Annotated in this window: 21 protein-coding genes and 2 pseudogenes; 16 read left to right on the top strand and 7 right to left on the bottom strand. The window is 39.6% G+C overall.

Features of this window, described 5'->3' with window-relative positions; all coding sequences use genetic code 11:
• Nucleotides 1–2,565: a circularly permuted type 2 ATP-grasp protein gene (locus CJ263_RS16785; protein ID WP_094998325.1), complete on the bottom strand. Its 2,565-nt coding sequence runs from the start codon at nucleotides 2,563–2,565 to the stop codon at nucleotides 1–3.
• A gap of 13 nt (nucleotides 2,566–2,578) precedes the next feature.
• Nucleotides 2,579–5,902, bottom strand: a complete 3,324-nt coding sequence (locus CJ263_RS16780) for a transglutaminase family protein (protein ID WP_094998324.1) — start codon at nucleotides 5,900–5,902, stop codon at nucleotides 2,579–2,581.
• A 504-nt stretch (nucleotides 5,903–6,406) separates the two neighbouring features.
• Between CJ263_RS16780 and CJ263_RS16775 the strand changes: the two genes are divergently transcribed.
• The 11 genes from CJ263_RS16775 to CJ263_RS16725 all read left to right on the top strand — a co-directional run bounded on the left by CJ263_RS16775 (nucleotide 6,407) and on the right by CJ263_RS16725 (nucleotide 15,625).
• On the top strand, nucleotides 6,407–7,096 hold the full coding sequence (locus CJ263_RS16775; protein WP_094998323.1) for an ATP-binding cassette domain-containing protein: 690 nt from the start codon (nucleotides 6,407–6,409) through the stop codon (nucleotides 7,094–7,096).
• A gap of 108 nt (nucleotides 7,097–7,204) precedes the next feature.
• Nucleotides 7,205–8,005, top strand: coding sequence for a 3-keto-disaccharide hydrolase (locus CJ263_RS16770; protein WP_229702463.1), 801 nt, complete (start codon nucleotides 7,205–7,207; stop codon nucleotides 8,003–8,005).
• Between the two features lie 33 nt (nucleotides 8,006–8,038).
• A complete protein-coding gene (locus CJ263_RS16765) occupies nucleotides 8,039–8,395 on the top strand; it encodes a DUF2200 domain-containing protein (protein WP_094998322.1) in 357 nt (118 codons plus the stop codon).
• 150 nt (nucleotides 8,396–8,545) lie between these two features.
• Nucleotides 8,546–8,935: a DUF983 domain-containing protein gene (locus tag CJ263_RS16760; protein ID WP_094998321.1), complete on the top strand. Its 390-nt coding sequence runs from the start codon at nucleotides 8,546–8,548 to the stop codon at nucleotides 8,933–8,935.
• 8 nt (nucleotides 8,936–8,943) lie between these two features.
• Entirely contained in the window at nucleotides 8,944–9,576 is a 633-nt protein-coding gene (locus CJ263_RS16755; protein ID WP_094998320.1) for a Crp/Fnr family transcriptional regulator, read from the top strand.
• 71 nt (nucleotides 9,577–9,647) lie between these two features.
• Nucleotides 9,648–10,460: a sulfite exporter TauE/SafE family protein gene (locus CJ263_RS16750; protein ID WP_094998319.1), complete on the top strand. Its 813-nt coding sequence runs from the start codon at nucleotides 9,648–9,650 to the stop codon at nucleotides 10,458–10,460.
• Nucleotides 10,461–10,585: 125 nt separating this feature from the next.
• Complete coding sequence (locus tag CJ263_RS16745; RefSeq protein ID WP_094998318.1) at nucleotides 10,586–12,001, top strand: MBL fold metallo-hydrolase; 1,416 nt, start codon at nucleotides 10,586–10,588, stop codon at nucleotides 11,999–12,001.
• A gap of 124 nt (nucleotides 12,002–12,125) precedes the next feature.
• The gene (locus CJ263_RS16740; RefSeq protein WP_094998317.1) at nucleotides 12,126–13,535 is read left to right on the top strand and encodes an MBL fold metallo-hydrolase; all 1,410 of its coding nucleotides are present in this window, start codon (nucleotides 12,126–12,128) and stop codon (nucleotides 13,533–13,535) included.
• 351 nt (nucleotides 13,536–13,886) lie between these two features.
• A complete protein-coding gene (locus tag CJ263_RS16735; protein WP_094998316.1) occupies nucleotides 13,887–14,234 on the top strand; it encodes a rhodanese-like domain-containing protein in 348 nt (115 codons plus the stop codon).
• Between the two features lie 22 nt (nucleotides 14,235–14,256).
• Nucleotides 14,257–14,523, top strand: coding sequence for a heavy-metal-associated domain-containing protein (locus tag CJ263_RS16730; protein WP_094998315.1), 267 nt, complete (start codon nucleotides 14,257–14,259; stop codon nucleotides 14,521–14,523).
• Nucleotides 14,524–14,614: 91 nt separating this feature from the next.
• On the top strand, nucleotides 14,615–15,625 hold the full coding sequence (locus CJ263_RS16725) for a c-type heme family protein (protein ID WP_094998314.1): 1,011 nt from the start codon (nucleotides 14,615–14,617) through the stop codon (nucleotides 15,623–15,625).
• On the opposite strand, the gene CJ263_RS16720 is transcribed toward CJ263_RS16725, so the two are convergent.
• Nucleotides 15,622–16,506, bottom strand: coding sequence for a sterol desaturase family protein (locus CJ263_RS16720; RefSeq protein ID WP_188669477.1), 885 nt, complete (start codon nucleotides 16,504–16,506; stop codon nucleotides 15,622–15,624). The genes CJ263_RS16725 and CJ263_RS16720 overlap by 4 nt on opposite strands.
• Before the next feature lie 200 nt (nucleotides 16,507–16,706).
• Here CJ263_RS16720 and CJ263_RS16715 point away from each other — a divergent pair, with 200 nt between their 5' ends.
• From CJ263_RS16715 to CJ263_RS21305, 3 genes and pseudogenes are all read left to right on the top strand, one after another.
• Complete coding sequence (locus tag CJ263_RS16715; RefSeq protein WP_094998312.1) at nucleotides 16,707–16,913, top strand: YgaP family membrane protein; 207 nt, start codon at nucleotides 16,707–16,709, stop codon at nucleotides 16,911–16,913.
• Between the two features lie 152 nt (nucleotides 16,914–17,065).
• Nucleotides 17,066–18,374, top strand: a pseudogene (locus CJ263_RS16710) (FAD-dependent oxidoreductase).
• Nucleotides 18,375–18,555: 181 nt separating this feature from the next.
• A pseudogene (locus CJ263_RS21305) lies at nucleotides 18,556–19,173 on the top strand (DUF2202 domain-containing protein).
• On the opposite strand, the gene CJ263_RS16695 reads toward CJ263_RS21305, so the two are convergent.
• Together CJ263_RS16695 and CJ263_RS16690 are read right to left on the bottom strand one after the other, a co-directional pair.
• Nucleotides 19,170–20,504 (bottom strand): OprD family outer membrane porin, encoded by a 1,335-nt coding sequence (locus CJ263_RS16695; protein WP_094998309.1) that lies wholly within the window; start codon nucleotides 20,502–20,504, stop codon nucleotides 19,170–19,172. The pseudogene CJ263_RS21305 and the gene CJ263_RS16695 overlap by 4 nt on opposite strands.
• Before the next feature lie 6 nt (nucleotides 20,505–20,510).
• Nucleotides 20,511–21,551 carry a c-type cytochrome gene (locus tag CJ263_RS16690; protein ID WP_094998308.1) on the bottom strand — a complete coding sequence of 347 codons (1,041 nt, stop codon included), beginning with the start codon at nucleotides 21,549–21,551 and terminating at the stop codon, nucleotides 20,511–20,513.
• Nucleotides 21,552–21,740: 189 nt separating this feature from the next.
• On the opposite strand from CJ263_RS16690, the gene CJ263_RS16685 reads away from it, so the two are divergent.
• Together CJ263_RS16685 and CJ263_RS16680 are read left to right on the top strand one after the other, a co-directional pair.
• Entirely contained in the window at nucleotides 21,741–22,268 is a 528-nt protein-coding gene (locus CJ263_RS16685) for a DsrE family protein (protein WP_094998307.1), read from the top strand.
• Between the two features lie 10 nt (nucleotides 22,269–22,278).
• Nucleotides 22,279–22,875, top strand: a complete 597-nt coding sequence (locus CJ263_RS16680) for a class I SAM-dependent methyltransferase (protein ID WP_094998306.1) — start codon at nucleotides 22,279–22,281, stop codon at nucleotides 22,873–22,875.
• Between the two features lie 57 nt (nucleotides 22,876–22,932).
• Here the strand turns inward: CJ263_RS16680 and CJ263_RS16675 are convergent, their stop codons facing one another.
• Together CJ263_RS16675 and CJ263_RS16670 are read right to left on the bottom strand one after the other, a co-directional pair.
• Nucleotides 22,933–25,230, bottom strand: coding sequence for a TonB-dependent receptor (locus tag CJ263_RS16675; RefSeq protein WP_094998305.1), 2,298 nt, complete (start codon nucleotides 25,228–25,230; stop codon nucleotides 22,933–22,935).
• Between the two features lie 79 nt (nucleotides 25,231–25,309).
• Nucleotides 25,310–25,687, bottom strand: a complete 378-nt coding sequence (locus CJ263_RS16670; RefSeq protein ID WP_158657186.1) for a hypothetical protein — start codon at nucleotides 25,685–25,687, stop codon at nucleotides 25,310–25,312.
• Nucleotides 25,688–25,812 lie beyond the last annotated feature (125 nt).

Raw genomic sequence — 25,812 nt, 5'->3', positions numbered from 1 at the left:
TCAGATTGGAAAAGACTGGGTAAACATTTGTGTTTGTCTATCCGTATGGTTAAAATAGGTTCCAGTAAGGGATTGGGAGGTCTTGTAAAGCAAATCTGAAAGTTCTTCCAACAAGGTATCCAGATCTTCCCGCACCACATCGTTTTTCGTTTTGGTCAAGCATAATTTGGAAGATTCCGATAAACGGAGTTTGGAAAAGGCGCTAAACACATATTTTTGATAGTTGGTCAACTGCTGATCCTTTCTGGAGTGCGGTAACCTTGCAATATCCTTCTGCAATCTTTTGATCATAAACGTCAAGGACCTGGCATACTCCACATCCAAAATCACCAAATCCAGCACATGCTCCAATTGAATATGTGAGCGATAGCTATACCTATAAATGTTCAAACTTTCGTGACTGGTAAGCAGATATTCCAATAAGTCATACTCCACCTGTGTATCATATTTGACGGCCAAAAGGGAGCGGCATTTGGTAATGGCCAACATACTTTGTTCCAATTGCAGACCAATGAAGTAAAGTAACAGGCCCTGCTGCACCATGATACTTTCCTCAATGAGCCCCATGAAGGCAATTAACCGGGTTATTAATTGATTGAGGACCTTTAATATTTTCAATATGGACGGATTTTCCTCATCCTGGAAATTCTGCCATAATTTTTGAATGTTTTCAAAAACCCGCCACATATCCGAAGACCAAAGATTTCGAATGGAGTAGTACGAATTACTGAACATGCCTATGGTATGGGCCAAACTACCTACCCGATCTTTGTCCCGTATTACAGAAAGCATTTCTTCATATGGGTTTTCCATTGCGGGTTTACCTTCCTTTGCCTTTTCCGAAAAGCCTGGATATGTACCCGTAAGGTGGGTAACCGCTTTTAAAAGAACTTGAAGCTTTACGGAGTCCGGTTTGGTGTCCATATTCTGGGCCATGGCCAGCTGACGCATTACTGTGCGAATAAACCTCGCATTCACAAGCGTCCTGCCTACGTAGCGTCCCGCCCAAAAGAGATTTTCTGCCGTTAGGCTGGGTAGATCGTCCAAGCCGGATATAGCTATCGACGATTTTTGTTCCCAGTTCCTATTTTTATCCTCTTTTACAGGCTGATTTTCAACGACCCAAAAATCCTTACTGGTCCCTCCTCTTTGATTGGAAACCCGAACCGTTTTACTATCCGGGGCCACCCTCACGAGTCCGCCCGGCATCACACTATAATGATTTCCAGAAGCTATGGAGAATGCCCGTGTAACCACATTTCTAGGTGTCAACGTACTTCCTAATAAATTGGGTGCTGTGGAAAAATTGATTTGCTCCTGGGCAACGAACCTATAGGGTCTTTCCTTTATTTTTTCTTTCAGGGAATCCAGTTCGGCCAAACTTAAAAACTTACCGAAATATATACTTTCCCTATTGGTTCTATCGATACGTTTGATGACCAAATTGGAGAGGTTGTTCAGTACATAATTCTTTTCCTTTTCCTGACCGCACCACCAAGATGCAATCTGGGGCAAGATCAATTCCTCGTTTAAAAAATACCTTGCTATGGCTGGCATAAAAGGTATCAAACCGGGATTTTCTATAACCCCACTCCCCACTGGATTAATGACCGAAACATTTTTTCTTCGGACTACATCCAAAAGACCCGCAACGCCCAAGTGGGAATCCTCCCTAAGTTCCAAAGGGTCTGAAAAGGCATCATCTACCCTACGCAAAACCACATCAATTCGCTTTAGTCCTTGCAAAGATTTCATCCAAAGAAATCCGTCACGAACCACCAAATCGTTTCCTTGCACCAAGGGATATCCTAAGAACGAAGCCATAAAAGCGTGTTCAAAATAGGTTTCGTTATGTGAGCCCGGTGTCAATATGACAATATTGGGATTATCCCTTTTGATCGGGGAGCTATCAATCAACATTTGATGAAAATCCCTGAAGAAAACCGATAAACGTGAAACGTTCATCTTGGAGTACATTTCAGGAAGTGTCCTACTGGTAGTAGATCGGTTTTCCAAGGCATAGCCCATACCTGACGGGGCTTCGGTCCTATCGTTTACCACCCATAATCTGCCATCCGTACCCCTGGCCAGATCAGCAGCATATATCGAGAGAAGCTTTTCCGTAGTATATTCAATACCAGAACATTGCCGTAAAAATCCTCTATGGCCGTAAATGACTTCATGCGGAATAATACCGTCCTTTATCAGTCTACGCTCACTATATACATCCTTAAGAACCAAATTCAATAACTCGGCCCGTTGTTTTAATCCGGCTTCCACATTTTGCCATTCATTCTGGTGCATGATCAAGGGAACCACGTTTAGGTTCCAAGGACGATGCATTCCCTGTGGGTCGTTGTATACATTGTAAGTGACACCATTTTCCAAAAGCAACCAATCGATATCCTTTTGGCGTCCGGAAAGGCCGTTTTCTCCCAACTTGTCAAAACCTGAAAACAGTTTCTTCCAATACCCCTTTACTTCATTATTGGGATTGAACACCTCATCATTGCCTAGTGTTGTGGAGTAGCTATTTAACCAGCTCGTCTTCGTGGTTGTGGACATTGATTTATTCTAATTACTTCTTTCTTAAATCCGTCACATGAGGATATTCCGGATTTATAGGTATCTCTTTATATACAAATGTATTGGAAGCTACCTTTGGTTGTACCGTTCTACCTGCAAAATTTGTTGAAGGTGCCAATTCCATCGGTGTCACTTCACCTTGGGTATGTCCAAACTCCCAGAAACGGTTTATTCGTCTAGATTCGGCCTCATAGCTGTTGACGGGATAGGTATCATAGGAACGTCCTCCAGGATGTGATACAAAATAAGTGCAACCCCCAATGGACTTTTTGTTCCAATCATCCACAATATCAAATACCAACGGTGTATCTACCCCAATTGTTGGGTGAAGTGCGGACCAAGGTTCCCAAGCCTTGAACCGGACACCTGCCACATATTCCCCTTTGGTTCCCGTAGAACTCAATTCCACTTTGACCCCATTACAAGTTAAGGTATACCGCTCCTCGGTGAAATTTTTCAATTTTACCTGAACCCTTTCCAAGGAGGAATCCACATACCTTGCCGTTCCCCTACCGGACATTTCCTCGCCCAAGACGTTCCAGGGTTCTATGGCCATTCTAAGCTCCAATTGGATTCCGTTGATTTCAACCATACCGTAAAGCGGAAAACGGAATTCAAAAAATGGGTCGAACCAATCTAATTTAAAGGGATACCCTGCATCGTTCAATTGCTCTACGATATCCTTGATATCTTCTTTTACGAAGTGCTCCAACAAGAACTTATCATGCAGTTCCGTACCCCATCGCACCAAATTATGTTTATAGGGATTCTTCCAGAACCATGAGACCAGCGTACGCACCAACAACATCTGCATAAGGCTCATTTGTGCATGTGGCGGCATGTCAAATGCTCGAAGTTCCAAAATCCCCAATCGCCCGGAAGAGGAATCCGGGGAATAAAGTTTATCGATACAAAACTCCGCTCTATGCGTATTTCCCGTAATATCCGTGAGCAAATGCCTGAAAAGTCTGTCTGTTAACCAAAACGGCACTTCCTTATCTTCCGGAATTTGGGAAAAAGCAATTTCCAATTCATACAAATTTTCCAACCTAGCTTCATCTACCCTGGGTGCTTGACTTGTTGGACCGATAAAAGCTCCTGAAAAGAGATACGAAAGACCGGGATGGTGTTGCCAAAAAGTTAATAAACTCCGCAGTAATTGTGGGTTACGGAGCAATGGACTATCCGCAGGGGTAGTTCCTCCTAAAGTAACATGATTACCTCCACCGGTACCCGTATGTTTGCCATCCAACATAAACTTTTCTGTGCCCAACCTGGATTTTTTCGCCTCTTCGTAAAGTTTTAAGGTATTGTCCGTCAACTCCTGCCAGTTGTGTGCAGGATGCACATTTACCTCTATCACCCCCGGATCCGGGGTCACTTTTAAGACTTCCAATCTATTGTCCCTAGGAGGCTCATAACCTTCAAGGATAACCGGTACATTAAGTTGCTTCGCGGTAGCCTCTATACTTGCCACCAAATCCAAAAAATCATCTGCACTATCCAGCGGGGGCAAGAACAAGAACAATTTTGAGTCCCTTACCTCTGCACATATGGCCGTTCTAACATAGGGTTGCTTTTTAATATTTTCATTGATGTTGCCCTCCAAACGCTCCTTTAAATCAGCCGCATACGGCTTTAAGGATGGTTTGGGCTCAAAAAGCTCGGGTTCCGCAGTAGGCTCGGATGGTACTTCTGGTTCCTTCGGAAGCGACTCCAAGGGTAACCGTAGGCCGATTGGCGAATTTCCAGGGCTCAAGAAAAGATGTTTTCCCCTAAATTCCCATGTGTTGGTTATCCAATGGATACCTTTTTTGTTCAGGGGCATTACATGTCCTACTGTTTTACCAACCCCTTGTTCCAAAACTTCACCCAACTTTCTTCGTAAGGCAGTATCCTTTTCATTGTACTCTTTGGGGTCAATATCAGTAGGTAATTTTCTTTCTTCCCATAGAAAATAAAAAGCATCTTCAAAGGCAGGTGCAATGGTGTCCTTTGGACATTTTAAGTAGTCCGCCAAGGTTTTCAAAAATTCTGACGTGATATTTTCCGGAAGATCATATTCTTTGGTAAAAGATGCCAACAAATCCGGATTTTCCCAAATGGGCTTACCATCCTTTCGCCAGTGAATGCCAATCAACCATCTGGGCAAGGGTTCTCCCGGATACCATTTCCCTTGGGCGTGGTGCAACATACCTCCCTTTCCAAAGACTTCCAACAAACGCAGGGACAAAGAGCTCGCCAATTGGCGCTTATGGTCACCATCTGCAGCCGTGTTCCATTCTTCGGATTCCATATCATCTATGGACACAAAAGTGGGTTCCCCACCCATAGTCAATCGCACATCATTTTGTTGCAACTCCTCCTCTACCTTAAATCCTAAATCATATATGGCCTTCCACTGTTCTTCTGTGTAAGGCTTTGTTACCCTGGGTGATTCAAAAATTCGGGTTACTGAATTATCAAATTCGAACTCGGTCTCACAAGGATCCATCAAACCATAAACGGGTGCGGCACTTTCAAAGGAAGGAGTACATGCCAAGGGAATATGCCCCTCACCAGCAAGTAGACCGGAAGTTGCATCCAGACCAATCCAACCAGCCCCAGGTAAATACACTTCTGCCCAAGCGTGTAAATCTGTAAAGTCCTCTTCAGGACCCGATGGCCCATCCAAGGATTTCTCATCCGATTTCAATTGCACCAAATAACCAGAAACAAAACGCGCCGCCAAACCTAAATGTCGCAAGGTCTGCACCAAAAGCCATGCAAAATCCCTACAAGAACCCAATTTTTTGTCCAAGGTCTCCTCACAGGTCTGTACCCCAGGCTCCATACGTATGGTGTAATTCAGATAATTATAAAGATCTTGATTCAATCCAGTTAAAAAATCGATACTTCGCCTAGGTGTTTTATCAATGGTATTGAGCCATTCCTTTAACAAAGGTCCACTCTCAGTTACTTCCAAGTAAGGCAATAGTTCTTTTTTGAGCTCTGGTTTGTAGGTAAACGGAAATTCCTCAACGGACTCTTCAACAAAAAAATCGAAGGGATTAATGGTCTTCATGTCCGCAATAATCTCTACATCTATGGAGAGCTCTTCCGTTTTTTCAGGAAAGACCAAGCGTGCCAAATAATTTCCAAAGGGATCTTGTTGCCAATTAAAGAAATGATTCTCCGGTTTTATTTTAATGGAATAAGCTTCTATGGGCGTTCTACTATGGGGTGCCGGGCGAAGCCTAAATATATGTGGAGAGAGATTTACCCTTCTATCATATTTGTACTTAGTTTTATGTCTGATCGCTACTTTTAGAGCCATATAAATTTACTGTTAACTATTGTACCTAAGATAAAAACTATATCGTCAATTAACGAGGTTTGCGCCTCTTTACTTTGGATTTTTATTCTATACACAGTTAAGGATTCTATTTTTACAGAATTGACAATTTATACACCCATACACCTATGACAATTATTCAGTGAAATATTGATTCCTTATCTTAGGTTTCCGTATTAAAAAGCGTTCATATCCAATTTAAAATTCAAAAAGCCTGAGAATTGTCAAAAACATATTATTGTTCCAAAAAAGAATCCTCCCTTTTGCGTATATACTTGCTTTGGTACTTGGCTTCATAACAAATGGGAAACCCATTACCGTAGGTATCTGTTTTTTAGTATTTCTTCCCATTTTTCATTTGTTCATTTATGAGATTTCGTATAAAAACGAGTACTATTATTACTTCAATCTGGGATTCACAAAGATAGGTCTTTGGGGAAGTACAATTTTTATAGCTACACTCAATTTAATTCTAATTAGCTGTTTATGAAAAATTTACACGTAGACAGCGTTATTAAATACTATGGAAAAAAAAGAATTCTAAATAGCATACATCTTTCGTGTAAAAAGGGTGAGATTGTAGCACTTGTAGGTAAAAATGGCTCGGGTAAATCCACATTGTTAAAAATTCTATTTGGAGTTGAATCCGCAAGCCAAAAATTTATTAAAATAGAAGGTTATATCGTCCGTGGCAATAAAAATTTAAAAAAGCATATTAATTATCTGCCCCAAGAAAATTTCCTGCCCCTCAATATCAAAATAAAGACCATTATCCAACTTTTTCTACCTAAAGAAAAAAGCGACGCTCTCTTTCACAACGAATATATAGTTCCTCTGCTTCAAAAGCAATTTCAGGAATTATCCGGTGGCGAAAAAAGAATATTGGAACTACTTCTTATCCTAAATTCTGAAAAGAGGTATGTTCTACTGGATGAACCTTTTAATGGAGTTTCTCCAATTACTAAGGAATATATATTGAAATATTTATCAAAAAACAGGGCCAAGAAAGGTTATATCATTACAGATCACGACTTTGAGAATGTTTTTAGAATTGCTGACAAAATTGTCTTGCTTGATTGTGGAAACACCATAGAAATTAAGGATTACAGACAATTAGTCAATCTTGGGTATCTATCAGAAACCAATTATCAGCAAATCATGAAAGGCCAATCATAATGGATTTCTAATTTAAATATGTCATTTTTTGATTAGTTGATAAAAAAGAATCCCAGATTGTAGTAAATTTAAAAAATCATTACATTCATTCACCTTAAATATATTTTCGTGAAAATTAAACCGATTTTAACTCTCTTAGCCATTTTTACATCCATTTTAGGGTTTGCCCAACAACCTGATTGGGAAGCCCTCGCAAAGGAATCAAAAAAAACAGAGGTATATGAACCTGTTCCCCAAAAAGTAACTCCCGGAGACTCTTCTAGGGAGGCACCTTCTGATGCCATCATACTTTTTGGTGAAAATAATTTAGAAAAATGGACGTACGACAAGCCAAACAATCCTCAGACTTGGAAAGTGGACAATGGCATACTAACCGTAAACAAAAAAGCGGGTGGTCTGACCACGAAAGATAAATATATGGACTACCAACTTCATTTGGAATATCGCATACCGGAAGATATTACAGGCGAGGGGCAAAGCAGGGGAAATAGCGGAATTTTCTTGGCCTATCTGGGTCTCGATGAAAGTGGACTCTTCGAGGACGGTTATGAAATACAGATATTAGACAACTATAATAATGAAACCTATGTAAACGGACAAGTGGGGTCTATGTACAAACAATCCATACCGCTGGCCAATGCCGCTAAAAAACCTGGCGAATGGCAAACCTATGATATCATTTGGAAAGCACCAAGATTCATGGGAGATGGCAGTTTACTTTCACCTGCGAGCGTAACTGCACTGCACAATGGAGTTTTGGTACAAAACAACTACGAATTAAAAGGAATCACCCCTTGGATAGGCCAACCAAGTTACAGAAAGCACGGTGCTTCCCCTATTCGTCTTCAGGCCCACGGAGACCCCAGCGAGCCCATAAGTTTTAGAAATATTTGGTTAAGGGAGTTATAAATTTTAGGAAAGTACCTTTTATACTACTTTGAAATGTCTGGAGCAAAACATCGAATCTATACTATGTCCTTTGCAGGCGTGTATCCCCACTATATTACCAAAGCTGAGAAAAAAGGAAAAACCAAGGAAGATGTAGATACCATTATTTTCTGGCTAACAGGCTACGATAAAAATTCCTTGGAGAGAATCCTTAAAAATAAAACCAATTTTGAACGCTTTTTTGAGGAAGCCCCAAGATTTAATCCAAATGCTTCCAAGATTACTGGAGTCATTTGTGGGTATCGTGTAGAGGAAATTGAGGACAAACTCATGCAAAAAGTTCGGTATTTGGACAAATTGATTGATGAACTGGCCAAGGGTAAATCGATGGAAAAAATTCTGAGGAAATAGTCGTTTCAATATCGAGGACATTAAAGTGTTAACTTACTGCGATGTATTAAAATGGAACTATTCTAATTTTGGTGATTTGCTAAAATCTATGTAACCAATGTTACCCATTTAACCATTTAGATATTTTATTTTTGCATTAAAATTCCATGAATGTTCGGTAAAGGTTCTAAATTGTACAGTATTCTATTTTTAAAATGTCCAAGATGTCACGAGGGTGAATTCTTGGAAGCCCACCCTTATAAATTAAGTAACTTTAACAAGGTAAAGCAGCATTGCCCAAAATGTAATCTCAAATACAGTATTGAGCCCAGTTTCTATTACGGTAGCATGTACGTGTCTTATGGTGTTGGCGTTGCTGTAGCAATAGCGGTTTTTGTTCTGACTTTAATTTTTGGGTTGGATTTAAGTATATTAGAGGTATTTGGTTCAATAGTGGTTGTTTTGGTATTGGCAATGCCTTGGATTGCTGCCGTATCCAAATCGATATGGGCCAATTTCTTCTTTAGTTATGATAAGGAAATCGCTGAAAAGGTAAAATAAAACTACTAATGATACAGGAGCTTACTGAAAGTTATGGTGGCATTTTTGAAAAAGAACTCATTAATGAAATTGCTCAGGTTGGCACATTTAAAGATGTTCCTGAAGGTCATAAACTCATTGAGATTGGCGACTACATTAAGGGTATGCCCCTTTTGATTTCGGGAGCCATAAAGATTCTAAGAGAAGATAATGATGGTGACGAATTGTTACTCTATTACTTGGAAAAAGGAGATACTTGCTCCATGACCATGGCCTGTTGCATGGGCGATTCAAAAAGTGAAATCCGAGCCATTACCGAAACCGATAGTAAACTTATTATGGTCCCCATACAAAAAATGGAAGAATGGACCGCGAAATATAAATCTTGGCGCAATTTCGTCTTCAATAGCTACCATGAACGATTGAACGAACTTTTAAATACTTTGGATAGTATTGCATTTGATAAAATGGACGCTCGTTTAGTCAATTATTTGAAAGAAAAATCAAGAATCAACAAAGGAAATATCATTAATAACACCCATCAAGAAATAGCCTATGAACTCCACAGTTCCAGGGTTGTAATTTCAAGACTTCTCAAAAAACTGGAACAGATGGGTTCCATTGAATTGCACCGTAATTATATTAAAATACTGGATTTGTAATCGTTTGTAACCAATGTTACTGCATAACCCCTCACTGGGAACTAGCTTCGCACCATTAAATGTAAAATTTCATGGAATTTCTTCATATCCTAGGTTATGTAAGTGCATTGATAATTGGAATATCCTTAGGCTTAATTGGCGGTGGCGGATCTATTCTTGCCGTACCTGTTTTGGCCTATTTGTTTTCAGTTAATGAAAAAGTGGCCACTGCTTACTCACTGTTCATTGTTGGTGCGAGTGCTTTGGTCGGGGGTTGGAAACAACACTTAAAGGGCTTCGTCGATTGGAAAACCGCAGTTGTATTTGGAATTCCGGCCATAATAGGAGTTACCTTGGTAAGGCACTATCTTGTTCCAGTCCTCCCGGACGTGCTTTTCCATATAGGAACCTTTGAATTTACCCGTAGAATGGGAATGTTCGGTCTTTTTGCTATACTGATGTTTCCTGCAGCGTATTCCATGTTAAAGACTAAAAAAGAAATTTTAAAAGAAGGAAAAAGAGAAGTAAAATATAATTATCCCTTAATTCTTGCAGAAGGACTTCTAGTAGGTGCTATCACAGGTTTAATAGGTGCTGGCGGTGGATTTTTGATAATTCCTGCTTTGGTCATTTTGGCCAATGTGGAAATGAAGGTTGCGGTAGGCACATCACTTATTATCATTGCCATTAAATCCTTGATGGGCTTCTTTTTGGGGGATGCCATTACCATGGAAATCAATTGGCAGTTTCTTTTGGTGTTTACAGGACTTTCATTTTTGGGAATATTCATCGGAAGCTATATAAGCAACTATATTGATGGTAATAAATTGAAAAAGGGCTTTGGTTATTTTATATTGGTCATGGCAGTATTCATTTTTTACATGGAATTCTTCATACCTCATTAAAAGATGGATAAAAGCCCTTGCTAGAGCTATTGGATAAGTTTTTATATCCTTATGTAACACAAGTCACTGTATAATTCTTCTTGGATGTTTACTTTTAAAAAGTAAACCATTTAAATTAGCACATCATGAAAGTTGAACAGATTTATACAGGATGCCTAGCACATGCCGCATATTACATTGAAAGTAAAGGAGTTGCCGCCGTATTTGACCCCTTAAGGGAAGTACAGCCTTATTTGGACCGAGCCAAAAAGGACAACGCCCAAATTAAGTATGTTTTTGAAACACATTTTCATGCCGATTTCGTAAGCGGACACCTAGATTTAAAGAAAAAAGCGGGATCCAAAATAGTTTTTGGGCCTGGAGCCAAGCCTGCCTACGAAGCTATCACGGCCGAAGACGGACAAATATTTGAGGTCGGGGATTATAAGGTGAAAGTTATTCATACTCCGGGCCATACCATGGAAAGTACCACCTACCTTCTAATTGATGAACATGGCAAAGAGCATGGTATCATTACCGGTGACACCTTGTTTATCGGGGATGTTGGAAGACCGGATCTGGCACAGCACGTAGTTTCTGAATTGACCGAAGAAAAATTGGCCGGTCATCTTTATGATTCGCTCCGTAATAAAATTATGCCCTTAAGTGATGACCTCATAGTTTACCCCAACCATGGTGCAGGATCTGCATGTGGTAAAATGATGAGCAAGGAAACTACGGACACCTTAGGGCATCAAAAGAAGGTCAATTATGCGCTTAGGCCGGATATGACCAAGGAAGAATTCATAAAGGAGTTACTTACAGGGCTTACTACTCCCCCAGGATATTTCCCCAAGAACGTTTTAATGAATATAAAGGGGTATGAAAGTTTGGACAATATTATGGATAGGGCAACTACCCCCTACTCGCCGGATGCTTTTGAGGCTGTAGCCAATGAAACTGGGGCTTTGGTATTGGATACCAGAAATGCAGAGGATTTTGCAAAGGGCTTTATCCCAAACAGTATTAATATAGGCCTAGAAGGAAGTTTTGCCCAATGGGTAGGTGAAATGATACCGGATATTAAACAGGAAATTCTATTGGTGACCTATGATGGAAAGGAAGAAGAGGCCATCACCCGTTTATCACGTGTAGGTTATGACAATACCGTTGGGTTTTTAAAAGGAGGTTTTGAATCCTGGAAAGATTCCGGTAAGGAGTTTGAAACCGCCAATCGCATTTCCGCCCAAGACCTTGAGGAAGCTATGAATGATGAAAAACCCTTGATCATCGATGTTCGTAAAAAAAGTGAGTACGATTCCGAGCATCTTATCGGTGCCATTAACATTCCGCTTAATGAAATAAATCAACATTTGGCAGAATTTCCAAAAGACAGCACCTTTGTATTGCACTGTGCCGGCGGATATAGAAGTATGATAGCATCTTCCATACTAAAACAACGTGGATGGCAAGATTTTGCGGATGTCAAAGGTGGGTTTGAAGACCTATCCAAAACATCCCTGCCAAAATCGGAATATGTATGTCCGTCCACCATGTTATAACATATACAAGTACAAAAAAGCCCCTTGTTTAAGGGGCTTTTTTGTTATAAATACAATGTAACCTTTGTTACCCATTTAGTAAATTACAATTAGTAGTTTTGTACTCATATTAAAACGTGTAACGATGAAAGTTGAGCAAATTTATACCGGTTGTCTGGCACAAGGCGCATATTACATTGAAAGTAAGGGAGAGGTAGCTATAATCGATCCACTTAGGGAAGTACAACCCTATATGGATAGGGCGAAATCCGATAATGCAAAAATCAAATATATTTTTGAAACACATTTTCATGCCGATTTTGTGAGCGGTCACGTCACATTGGCAAAGGAAACAGGAGCCCCAATTGTTTTTGGTCCAAACGCTAACCCAAACTTTGATGCCATCATTGCAGAGGATAACCAGGAATTTAAACTTGGCGAAGTCACGATAAAGGTACTACATACCCCAGGCCATACTATGGAAAGTACTACCTACCTCTTAAAGGACAAAGACGGAAAAGACCATGCCATATTCAGTGGCGACACCTTGTTTCTAGGTGATGTGGGCAGACCAGATTTGGCTCAAAAAATGGGAGTACTAACCGAAAAGGATTTGGCAGGTTATCTCTATGATAGTCTAAGGGAAAAGATAATGCCACTTTCTGATGATGTTATAGTGTACCCCGCCCATGGTGCGGGTTCTGCCTGTGGTAAAAATATGATGAAGGAAACTGTTGATACCTTGGGCAACCAAAAAAAAATGAATTATGCCCTAAGGGCCGATATGACCAAGGAAGAATTTATCGAGGAAGTAACGGATGGTTTGCTACCCCCTCCCCAATATTTTCCTTTGAATGTACAATTGAACAAGGAAGGATATGAAGATATAGCACAAGTACTTGAAAGAGGAACACGGGCATTGTCCCCACAAGCCTTTGAAGCCGCAGCGAACGAAACAGGTGCTGTCGTTCTGGATGTTAGGAATGCTGCCGATTTTGCAAAAGGGCATATTCCAAGGTCTATTTTCATTGGTCTTGATGGAAGTTTTGCGCCGTGGGTAGGTGCCTTAATTGCCGACGTACAGCAGCCCATATTGTTGGTGGCGCCAAAAGGCATGGAAGAAGAAGCCATAACCCGTCTTTCACGAGTCGGTTTTGATAATACCCTTGGATATTTGGAAGGTGGTTTCGAAGCATGGAAAAAGGCTGCTATGGAATATGATACCGTAAGTCAAGTTGATGCGGATGAATTGAAAACAGCCATGGAAAATGAGGAAGTAAACGTATTCGATGTTCGAAAGAATAGTGAATATCTATCGGAGCATGTTTTGGAAGCCAAAAACACACCTTTGGATTATTTGAACGAACATTTAACAGAGTTTCCAAATAAGGAAACCTTCTTTGTGCATTGTGCCGGGGGCTACAGAAGCATGATTGCGGCTTCCATCTTGAAAAGCAGGGGAATTCATAACCTCATTGATGTTAAGGGAGGTTTTAAGGCCATAAACGAAGCTGGTATTCCCGTTTCGGATTATGTATGCCCTACTACCCTTTAAAAATTTGTAATTTGATGTAAATCAAATACCTTAATAGTGAATTTTTAGTTAGTTAGAGACCCACGGAAGGATTATAAAATTGTTTCTGTGGGTCTTTTTTGTTCTCATTATCCAAGAATAAAATTTTTCACTTTTATATATTTTTTTCCGCTTATGTAACTCTAGTTACTGTTCACCACATATTTGAATTCTACCTTTACAGTACTATGGTAAAACACTATAGTAACAAAAATCGATTAATATTTAGGGATAGGTATTGATTGAATTGTTTTTAATTGGTTGGTTGTTTAAAGGAGATAGGCCAAAAAGTCTGTCTCCTTTTATAAGTACCAACATTTAAACTTTAATAGTATGTCATTTCTTAGTTCACTATTTGGTTCCAAAAGCACAACGGACAATGGAAACATTGTCATTTTGGACAAAAACGATTATGCAAAGGCAATTTCCTCCAATAAGGTTCAATTGGTGGATGTTAGAACTCCCTCGGAATATAATGGGGGACACATTAAAAAGGCCATCAACATAGACTTTTTTAATGCCTCCAATTTTAAAAGCGCTTTTGATAAATTGAATAAAACTCAACCCGTTTACCTATACTGCAGATCAGGAGCTAGAAGCCAGAAAGCGGCCCGAAAACTTGTAGGCATGGGCTTCACCGAAATCTATGATTTGCGAGGAGGTTATAGTTCATGGAACTAAAAGAATATAAAACAATCCAGATATGAAAGCAACAGTAATGGTACAGAATCTAAAGTGTGGAGGTTGCGCAAAAACCATTATCGACAAGGTTTCGGAACTTGAGAATGTTTCCGATGTTCAGGTGGATGTTGACACATCTTCCGTTTCGTTCAACTACCAGGAATTAGATGATGCCCTTTTGGTCAAACAAAGGCTCAAACAGCTTGGATACCCTTCCGTAGATATGAAAAATACCACTAGCTCTATGCTAAAATCCTATTTGAGCTGCGCCAGTGGCAAGATGAAATAAGGTTGCTTTGAGCAACTACAATTTTTTAAACCGATGGTAATACGGTGTGCACGATTACCTTTTATCGATTTAAATAAATACCATTTAAAAAATGAAGAACCTTCTTACACTAGTCTCCATTCTGATATTGGCCAGTTGCAAAAATTCCGATAAAACGGAAAAACCGGTATCGCAGTTAAAAAGTGGCAACCTGGATGTCTATCAGGAAAGTATGCTCAAAGGTAAGGAGTTGATGGAGTCCAAATGCTATGTGTGCCATGGCCCCGAAGCATCGGAAGATTCGAGAATTGCACCTCCTATGGTGGCCATCAAGGCAAGATATCTCATGGGGAATCCCTCGAAAGAGGAATTCGGTAACGCCATTTGGAATTTTGTTGAAAAACCTTCCATGGAAAAAGGGAAAATGAAGGGGGCCCTTAAAAGATTTGGGGTAATGCCCTATCAGCCGTATTCGGAAGAAGAGATACGACTCATATCGGATTACATTTATGAATTTAAAATAGAAGAGCCGGAGTGGTTCAAAGAACATTGGGAAAAAGGCCATGAAAAAGGTAATTATCAACAACAAGGAAAGGATTTTGATACAAAGTTCAAATCCTCTCCAAAAACGGTTAAGGAAATAGGTTTGGAAATGGCCTTGAGCACCCAAAAGGTATTGGGTAAAAACCTGATGGGGAAAATGCAAAAAGAAGGTCCGGTCGCGGCACTTAAGTTTTGTAACGAAAAAGCATATCCCTTAACGGATAGTATGGCTATCGTACATGGAGCCAATATTAAGAGAGTATCGGACAGAGCAAGAAATCCCATGAACCGCGCCAATACCCAAGAGTTGAAATACATTGCATATTTTAAGGAAAGAATCAAAGCCGAGGAAGATTATGAACCTATAAGTGTTGAAATAGGTGACAAGACCAATTTCTACTACCCTATTATAACCAATGATATGTGCCTAAAATGTCATGGTAAAAAAGGAAATGATATAAGAGCCGAGGTCGTTTCCATACTACAAGAAAGGTATCCAGAAGACGAAGCCATTGGTTATTCGGCCAATGAGGTCAGGGGTATTTGGAGCATTGTTTTAGAAGGTGGAAGTCAGCGTTAGGATTTTTTCTTTCCAAGACCAAATCCCGAAATATTTTGTCCTATAAAATCCTTGGGCATGTTTTCGTCTCCAGGATAGCCTAAGGTAATGGTACCACTTTCCTCGGGTACGTAATTGGTCCTAAAAATATAATCCCAAAGACTAAGACTTATTCCAAAATTTACACCATATCGTTTACCCTTGGGTAAATCATAGGCATGATGGTATAAGTGCATGACGGGGTTATTCAACACATATCTCAAGGGACCCCAGGTAATCTTTATATTGGAATGGTTAAAATGACCTATGGCAATAGCCAAGAAGTGAACAATATAGGCTTGTTCAGGCTCAAAACCACCCAAGATCATTACACCAAAAGTTTTTAGGGGTTTGTATAGTATATTTTCCATCCAATGGTATCGCAAATGAGCGGCGAAGCCCATTTCCTTTACACTATGATGCACCTTATGAAAGTTCCATAAGATTTCATATCGATGCAGGAGAATATGGGTGAACCACTGTACAAAATCCAAAATCAGGAAAAAAATCAATAATTGGGACCAAGAAGGCCAGAAAGTAAAATCTATAATAGCCAAGCTTTTGGCGGTTATCCCCATATCTCCAAAAAGAAGTTGTAGCATTCTGTAAACACCGCTTATAACAATTGCAAAAAGGAAAAAATTGAAAAACATATAAAAAGCATCCAGCCAAAAATCCTTTCTAAAAACCTTTTGATCTTTACGCCAGGGGAAGAGAACTTCCAGTCCCCAGACCACTAAGGAAATCAAAATAAGGCCCCAAAAATAATTCGTATACCAAGGCACATCGAAAATAATTGATTTCCAAGTCCAATTAAAAGTGCCGTTTACGGCATTGATAAAAGCATTTAAATATTCCATTATCCTTCTAATTTTGAGATCAAATATAAGTTCTTGCCCAATAAGCTTGAGTAACAATTGTTACAGATTAAAACAAACAATATCACTATCTTGTGTATATGATTTTGAGCATACCTTAAACTCATAAGGTAGGTCGAACTAAACCTCACAGCCTTACGACAATGGTATGCCAAAACAAGTATGAACCAATAAAACTTTAAATCATGAAAAAAAATATGGGAACTGCGGATAAAACTATCCGGATTATCATTGCGCTGGCCGTATTCGCCCTTTATTACTTCAACGTCATTGGAGGCACCTTGGCATACGTATTAATGGCACTGTCTGTCATATTTCTGTTAACCAGCTTTATAAGCTTCTGTCCTCTTTATACTTTGTTCGGCATTAACACCTGTAAAACAAAACAATAATCATATTTTAACTGCGAAAATGCCGGTTTCCTTAAAGGAAACTGGCATTTTTTATGACCCATTTCATATTAATTTAAGCCTATGTAACCATTGTTACATTATTCGTAATAATTACCTTATATATTTAACAGGTTGAATAAAAATTAATAAAAATGAGCTCACATCATCAAATTCTGGTTATTGGAGGTGGAACGGCAGGTATTATGGTCGCATCACAACTTATCAAGCAAAAACACGCTAAGGACGTAGCCATCATAGAACCTTCAAGCACCCATTATTACCAACCTGCCTGGACTTTGGTTGGGGCTGGCACCTATGATTATGATAAGACCTCAAGGCCCATGTCATCCGTGATGCCAAAGAACGCCACCTGGATCAAGGATAAGGCAACCGGCTTCGATCCTGAGAATAATACCGTACATACTAAATCGAGTGGTCCAATTTCCTATGATTATTTAGTAGTGGTTCCCGGATTGGCTTATGATTTTAGCTTGGTACCCGGACTTGGTGAGGCTATGGACAAAGGTGTGGTCTGTAGCAATTACACTGATCCAAGGCACACGTGGGACGTAATCAAGAATTTTAAGGGAGGGACAGCTTTATTTACGCAACCCACTACCCCTATCAAATGCGGTGGAGCTCCACAAAAAATAATGTATTTGGCCGAAAGTTATTTCAGAAAAAGTGGTGTTCGAAACAAAACGGATGTAGTTTTTGCCACTGGAGGGACGGTAATTTTTGGTGTTAAGGAAATTGCCCGTACCCTAATGAAGGTTGTGGATAGAAAAGACATCAACCTTCGGTTTTTCCATAAATTGGTGGCCGTGGATGCCGATAAACAAATAGCTTGGTATGAGTTGGGAAAAGATGTAACGGCAGGTGGCTGCGTAGTTATGGCCGGTGAAGACGATGACAGGCTTTTGGACGAATCCTTCCAGTACAATTACAAGGATGTAAGGGTAACGGTAGAAGGCGACCGATATGGAATCCATTATGATATGCTCCATACGGCACCACCTTCCGTGGCCCCAAAATTCGTGAAGGATTCGGTTCTGGTAAATGAAGCAGGTTGGTTGGATGTAGACCATAAAACGATGCAACATAATTCCTATCCCAATATCTTTGGGTTGGGTGATGTAGCCGCCTTACCTACTGCAAAAACTGGAGCTGCTATCCGTAAGCAGGTGCCCATTGTAGTAGATAACATAGATAAACTGATTAAAACAAAATCCATGGGTTCAAAAGCCTACAATGGATATTCTTCTTGTCCCTTAGTAACCGATTATGGTAAGATGGTTTTGGCAGAATTTGACTATAACAACAATTTTACACCGGATCCAAAATTAAAACAGATGTTGGTTTTTGACTCTTCAAAAGAACACTGGAGATTATGGATGCTAAAAAAAATACGGACTCCCTTATTTGTATTGGAACAAGATGATGAAAGGCCAAGACGTTTAATCAAAACCGAATTGCTACTAACTCAAATTAATCCTTTAGGCCAAAAGTCTAGGGGATTTTTGCTTTATGTTGAGCTAAAAAAAATTGCTAAAAAATTCATAAATAAGCCGTTATGCAACTCTAGTCACAGTATTCCTCCCTCAAATTGAAGAACTTCATGAAATAACTTTAAAAAATTGTCATGAAAGGCTTTAAAATGAATTGCATATCAGGTTTATTGAGTGTTGTACTGTTATTAGCGGCCACATCTTGCGATAAAGATGAAAACAATTCCGTAATTGATAATTCCCTATCAAAAACAGAAGAGAATGCTTTAACTTTTATGATAGAAGAAGAAAAATTGGCCTTGGATACCTACACCTATTTAGGTGAATTGTGGGGTATTAATCAGTTTTTGAATATCCAAAAAAGTGAACAATCCCATGTAAAGGCGGTATCCAATCTAATAGAACGATATGACCTAACATATACCATGTTGCCCGAAGGGGAATTTATAAATGAGGAACTACAAGGATTATACAATAAATTCGTTGTAGACGGAAGCAAATCACAATTGAATGCCCTAATTATTGGCGCTACTATTGAAGATTTAGATATTGTAGATCTTGAAGACCTAAAGCAATAAATTTTCAACGGTGATATTTTAAATGTTTTCGAAAGTTTACAGTGTGGTTCAAGAAATCATCTAAGAGCTTTTGTGGGTACCATAAATCAAATGGGAGGCAACTATACTCCTCAATATTTATCCATGGAAGAATTCATCATCATTATAGAAAATAGTAATGAACGCTGTAATTAAAAGTTGTAGTTAAGAATAAAATCTACGTGTAGCATATCCACCTTGTTGAAGTAGAAGTTGGGATTGTCAGGAATATCTCCATTACCAATTTTACCGGTAACCAAAAGCTCTGGTTTTAAGTTTTTTAGACCCTTTATATTCAAAAACAAGTCCAAGTTGATATGGGTATAGTCCGGCATGGCATATTTATTATTTTCAGCGTCCGTGACCGATGGCTTCCAATGCCTGCCTAAACTTAGGATGCTCTTTACATCCACGTCCTTTCCAACGGACCAAGAATTTCCATAGGTTAATACTACCGCATGATTGTTGGCCGAACCTTCGCTGCGTTCTCTTTTTTGAAAACTGAAAAGGTCTTCCCTACCCCATTCACGGGGTGTTATAAACTGACCTCCCGGTAAAATGTAATCGTACCCTAGGGAAAATCGGGATTTCCCAAATTCATATTTCCATTGTAAACCCAAAATATCTGAGGAGGATTGGGCAAAGTATCTTAACCCCTGAATGGCATTACCCCCGTCCTCTATTCTATTCTGATGTAACCATTCTCCCTGCAACATCCATTTTTCGTTCAGTTTAACACTGGGTTTTAGGTAGATGGCATTATAGATATTGTCCACATAATAATTCCAAAAATCAACCTTAAGCTCTTCTGCAAGTTTAAAATCAGCATTGAACATGAGGATAAAATCAGATTTCGTGTTTCCTGCGTAAAGACTTTCTTCACCAAAAATAAATCTACCTACCGGGTATGTCCCGATACTTTCCCCTATTCCAAAAAAACCTCCCGTAGAACGAGGAGCAATTCCATTCAAAACTCCAAATTGGAATGTTTGGTCCGATTTCATTTTGTATTTATACCAAAACCCCTGAACCAACGTCGGTATCATTCTGCCATCCTGGGGATTGATCAAGGGCGTATTTATTTTCATACGTCCCAAAGTAAACTGATGCCTTTTCAACCGATAGTCCAAATACAACTCTCCCAGTAAGAAAACAGCATCGTTTTCCAAATCTAAGCGATCAAACTGACCTTCTTCATATCTACTTAATTTGCCGGTTACCCCATCCGGAACGGTCAAATCCTGTAAACCTAAATTTGTAGAATTGTACAGTGCCGCCCCCAATGTAAAGGTATTTGAGAACTTCAATTGATATTTTAAGTATCCACCGGTGGAAAGTGCCGTAAAATCCTTTAGTTCATCCTTATTGACAGTATGCATGAAATAACTTCTCCATTGACCGGAAAGTAGCCCTTGAACCTTGGTATTCTTCCTATCCTGGGAATAAATCAAGAACGGAAAAATTAAAAACCAAAATAAATTTCTCATGAATACTTATTTGGACTTTTCAATATTATATTTCTCCTTGTAGTATGCTATTATTGGAGGAAAGGGTCCGTATTTGTGCTGTTCTTGGGAAAAATTGTCCATCCAAGGACCATAAGAAGTAGAAACGGGCTTTAATTTCTTATCGGGAAAATCCTCCTCCGTATTGCTCTTTATGGGACGATCAAAACTATTGATGTATCCCGCTACATGATACGCCTCTTCATCGGTGAGTTTTGGATTTTTATAGGTAGCCAATCCAAAAGGCATATTACTTTTTATAAATTCTGCGGAAGTTATGACCCGATGCATCCCCGCCCCATTGTTAAAACTATCGGGTCCCCACAAGGGTGGGTATAAATACCCTTTGCTTGCATCAGGCTTTTTTATGCCCTGACCGTCCGCTCCATGACAGACCACACATTCCTTATCATATACCGCTTTACCCACGGTTAAATCAACCTTTACTTCAGGTATCTTAATTTTAGGATAGCCTTTGTACTCCTTTTCCTTTTCTTGGGGCAAATCATCACCCAACCATTCCATATAGGCCACAATAGCTCGTATTTCCTCAGAATCTTTTGGCAACTTCCTTCCATTCATGCTTCGCTCCATACAACCATTGATCCGGTCCTGTAAATCACCTATTCTATTTTCCCGACCACGAAATTGAGGAAATCGATCCACCACCCCAACCCATGAACCAGAACCTGCCTGTGTCCCATATTGTAAATGGCAATTGGTACAGGACAGATTATTACCCGCAAATCGGTTATTCGGGTTCTTAGCTTGTGGCCCCATCTGACCCGAAGTTTCGGAAACCAATAAAAAACCTCTCTTTACTGCAGGAGACATACTTCCATCGTCCAAAGCCTTCAACACATTTTTAGGTTGCCACTCCTCAATTTTTTCTTCAACCAAAAGGGTATTTTCTTTAGGAGATGGAGCAGGCCGATACGTCAACAGTGTGATAAAAAGCACCGTAACCAAGATGAGGACGGTTACAAACAACCAAAAAAGACGTCTTACCAAATATCCAAAATGCTCCATAACCCAGTTCCCAAACCTTAAAAGACCAACGAAAATACTATTCGGGCCTATGCCATACAGTAACAATTGTTACAAATAAACCTAAAATGAAAGTATATTTTCGTAAACTTACTTGAAAAATTATTGGGGTGGAAAATCAAATATACATCCCAATCACATTTAGATTAATTCTATAAAACTTAAGGACACATGAAATTTGGAATCAGCGTATTAGTTTCTTTATTATGTATGGGTTTTTCCATGGCACAAGACTGGGAAACTCCTATAATAACAGGGTATGGTAAAATTAAAAGTTTTAAGGATGTAGCGGTTCAACCTGACGCCTCCTTGGAATACAAATTGGTTTTTGATATCACCAGCGAGTCCGAAATGGACGGTGTTAATAAAGGTTTGTGGAAAATTGCCCGACTTATAAACATGCTAGGTTCATCCGGTGTTCCTTCTGATAAGGTACATATTGTAGCCGCCATTCATGGGGGTGCTACCTTTGCCACATTGAGCGACACCAAACATAAAGAAAAGTACGATAAGGTCAATCCCAATACGGAGTTACTGGGTCTCTTGAAAGATTATGGAGTGGAGCTCTATGTCTGCTCCCAGGCCACCGCTGCGCGGAATATTACAGCTGAGGACCTAAATCCCAATACGGAATTGGCGTTGTCTGCCATGACCGTCTTATCCAACTATCAGTTGAAAGGGTATGCCCTAATGCCATAGGTTTTTCTTAATGAAGGATTTTTGGAACCAAAGATATGCCGAGGAAGAATTCGCTTATGGCAAACAACCGAACGAATTCCTTAAGAAGCGATTGGACCTTTTGGAACCAGGTACTCTTTTACTGCCTGCAGAAGGTGAAGGTAGAAATGCGCTTTACGCATTACAAAAAGGCTGGGAAGTAAGTTGTTTCGATTATAGTGAATCTGCTCAAAAGAAAGCGGAAGGGCTTATTAAAGCCTATGGTTTTGATCTTGACTATCAGGTAACCGATATATTGGAATATACCACGGAAACATGTTTTGATGTTCTAGGCTTTAGCTACGTCCACTTTCCCAAGGAAATTAGGGCAAGGGCACATAAGCATCTTATCTCATTTCTAAAGCCAGGGGGAACCATCATTTTTGAGGCCTTTTCAAAATCACAGATGGGTAAACCCTCGGGAGGACCTAAAAACGTGGATATGCTTTTTTCCATAGAGGAAATTAAAACGGAATTCAAAGGCATTCAATTTACCTATTTAGAAGAGTTAAATATCGTATTGACAGAAGGACACTACCATGTAGGCGAAGCTTCAGTAATCCGGTTTATAGGTAAAAAAGGGGACTGATCAAATCGTCCCCTTTTTACAATAGCTTTAAATAAAAAGCCATACAAAAGTTAATACCTAAAATTTATACTGCATAAAAGCGGAAAAATTTCTTCCCGGGTCGTTAATAGGGGTTCTACTAAAATTAGCCTGATTGTTAAAAGCGAAGTTTAAGTGATTGTTATAGGTAACATCAAACAAATTCAAAACCGCCACTCCTAATGAAACATTCTTGATCAGGTTTACGCCTAGACGAACATCCATTACTTCATAACCCGGCGTTACTTGCTCTCCAAAGGAGGGTGCAATATTTTCTTGCTTGGAGGTAATGGTATAATTGGCATTTACCCAAAATTTCTCCGCTTCGTAACCCAGTTTAAACCTGCTCATCAATGGGGGTACCAGAGGCAAGGATTCGTTCAAATCTTTGTTCTTGGCATACACATAGGCCAATTCCGTATTGAAAGTAAAACCATTCCAAAAATCAAATCCCGCCATCACTTCAAACCCGGTTTTATAGGATTCATCCAAATTTTGGAAGACCTTGGGGTTTACCGGTTCATTCGCTGGCATGTACTTTCTGGTCAAGGATTCATCGATGACCGGAACGATATAGTTCTCATACAGTGAGTAATAGAATGACGTACTATAGTTGAAACGGGTGCTATTGACATCCGATAAAGCTATTCTTCCCTTAAACCCAATTTCAAACTGATTGTTAACCTCAGCCTTTAAATTAGGGTTTCCTATATATTCATAAGGATCCTGCCCTACTGTAAAATGATTTATTACGCGCTCAATCATATTTGCGGACCTAACTCCCCTACCATAGGCTACTTCCATTATAAATTCTGTTGAAGGCGCATATTTTATGGAAGTTGTTGCACTTATGTTATGCTCCGTGCGTTTTTCCAGATCTGGATATAAGGCCAGAAAATCATCCGCTGGATCTTTAATTTCCGAAGTCACATTATCGTAACGTATACCAGATGTCCAAAGCGTCTTTGGGCTTAAGGGGTATTTCGTTTCTACAAAAATACCGAGGTCGTTGATATAGGAGTCTTGCCATACTTTATCCACGAATTCGATTGGAGTAGGTAACGGTCCCATCATATTTCTTTTAACCAGCCGTGTACGGACCCCATCCCTAGCAATATTCAAAAAGTCCAACCCTGAATAAACAGAAAGTTTATCATTTGGCGTTAACTTGAGCTCCAGCTTTCCTCCTGCCGTGGTTGCATCAATTTCAGAAATGGCTTCCGTCATCATAAATGTAGGTCTTTTGGTATTGGACATCACATGATCCACGTAGCTATAATACGCCTTGGCCGTGATATTTTTTACCAGACCTTGAAGTCCTGCCAACCTATAATCCAGGGACAACATACTGCTATTATCCTCATTGGTATCCATGGGAAGGCCGGCATGCAAAACATCCCTTCCATAGGATTGCCGCCAATTGGCCTGTAACCTTTGGTTCCCACTAAAATTATAACCCGCTCTTGCACCGTATTCCAGACTTCTAAAAGAGGAGGGTATTTCCGTTCCGTCACCATCTTTATAATTTCCAAAATCCCTAAACCCGAAAGTTCCTCTGATATCATATTTGGAAGTAGCCTGTTGGACTTGGGCAGAGGAGACCATTGAGTTGCCATTACTTTCATACCCTGCATTTACATGCCCACTAAGGCCATATTCGCCGTCCAAAGGTTTTTGGGTAACCATATTGACAATACCTCCAAAAGTAGCCCCATATCGCACCGTATATGGACCTTTAATGATTTCAATCTTTTCTATCTCTTCCGGATTGACGTGCGTGGTAATAGGGTCCATTCTATTGGGACAGGCATGCATTACTTTGATACCCCCATCGAACTGAACATTTAATTGCTCGTACTGCGAAGCCCTAAAACTAGGGTCAATGGCATAGTTGCCTCTTTTTATTAATGAAAATCCATTGATATCTTGAAAAAGGTCGGCCACATTCCTAGGTTGAACGATTTTCTTCACATAATCATTGGTTTCCATAGTAAGAACAGGATCGTCCTTGAACTGACCCGTAACCAGAACTCCCTGAATAGGAATAGGTGACTCCTTCAAGGAGATAATCGTAGTTTCCGAGGAAGGATATACCAGCAGTTCCTTGGTCTCGAACCCCATGAAGGATACCTTCAACAACTGCCCGCTTTCATTGATTTGAAGTTCAAAGTTGCCTTGAGAATCCGTGAAGGTAGGTGAACCACCCTTAACCTGAATATGGGCACCGGACAAGCCTTCGTTCTTTATTTCGGATACTATTTTTCCTTTAAAATTTTGTGCATGAGCAAGGTTGACCAGAAGCAACGCCCCAAGTAACCCAAAATACTTTAGATTCATTTTTAATCTTTATAATTATACATAGGATGTTTACTGTAGGTACCAAAAGCACCTCAGTAATTTGAAATGGAGCAAAACCCTATTGTTTGGGCGGTATAATTATTTTTTTGATGAAATGGAATCTGTAAAAATCTGAATGAAGAAAACGTTTTATTTTAGAAATTGGGAATGTTTCAAAACTTACGGAATCTATGGTATCCAAAAAAAGAATGGTCTCCGTCCTTAGCCAATCCAAATTAAAAGGCTTACGTTCTTCCTGTTCCTTTTTTGCCAACATTTTGGACAGTACACACTTACCATTACATTGCACCTCCGGTCTCGTTTTATTCTCACAAAACCGTTCTACAAAGTCTTCGGTGAACAATGCATAATATCCCATTGTGCCGGCAATTTTAAGGCTACTGGCCATGGTAATTACCAAGAAAAAAGCACAAATGAAAAGACTTCTTGTTTTCACACCGTAAATTTAAGATGCTCAACAAAATTATAAAGTGACTTTGGTCACATTAAAACAAATTGGTTTCAAAAAATTGTGGATGTCCATTTTCTAAAATAAAAACCGCATAAGTTACCCTTGTTACA

It is taken from the genome of Maribacter cobaltidurans, from assembly GCF_002269385.1.
Classification (GTDB): Bacteria; Bacteroidota; Bacteroidia; order Flavobacteriales; family Flavobacteriaceae; genus Maribacter; species Maribacter cobaltidurans.
Note: the sequence above shows the minus strand (reverse complement) of the source record. Positions and strands in the feature narration are given on the sequence as shown.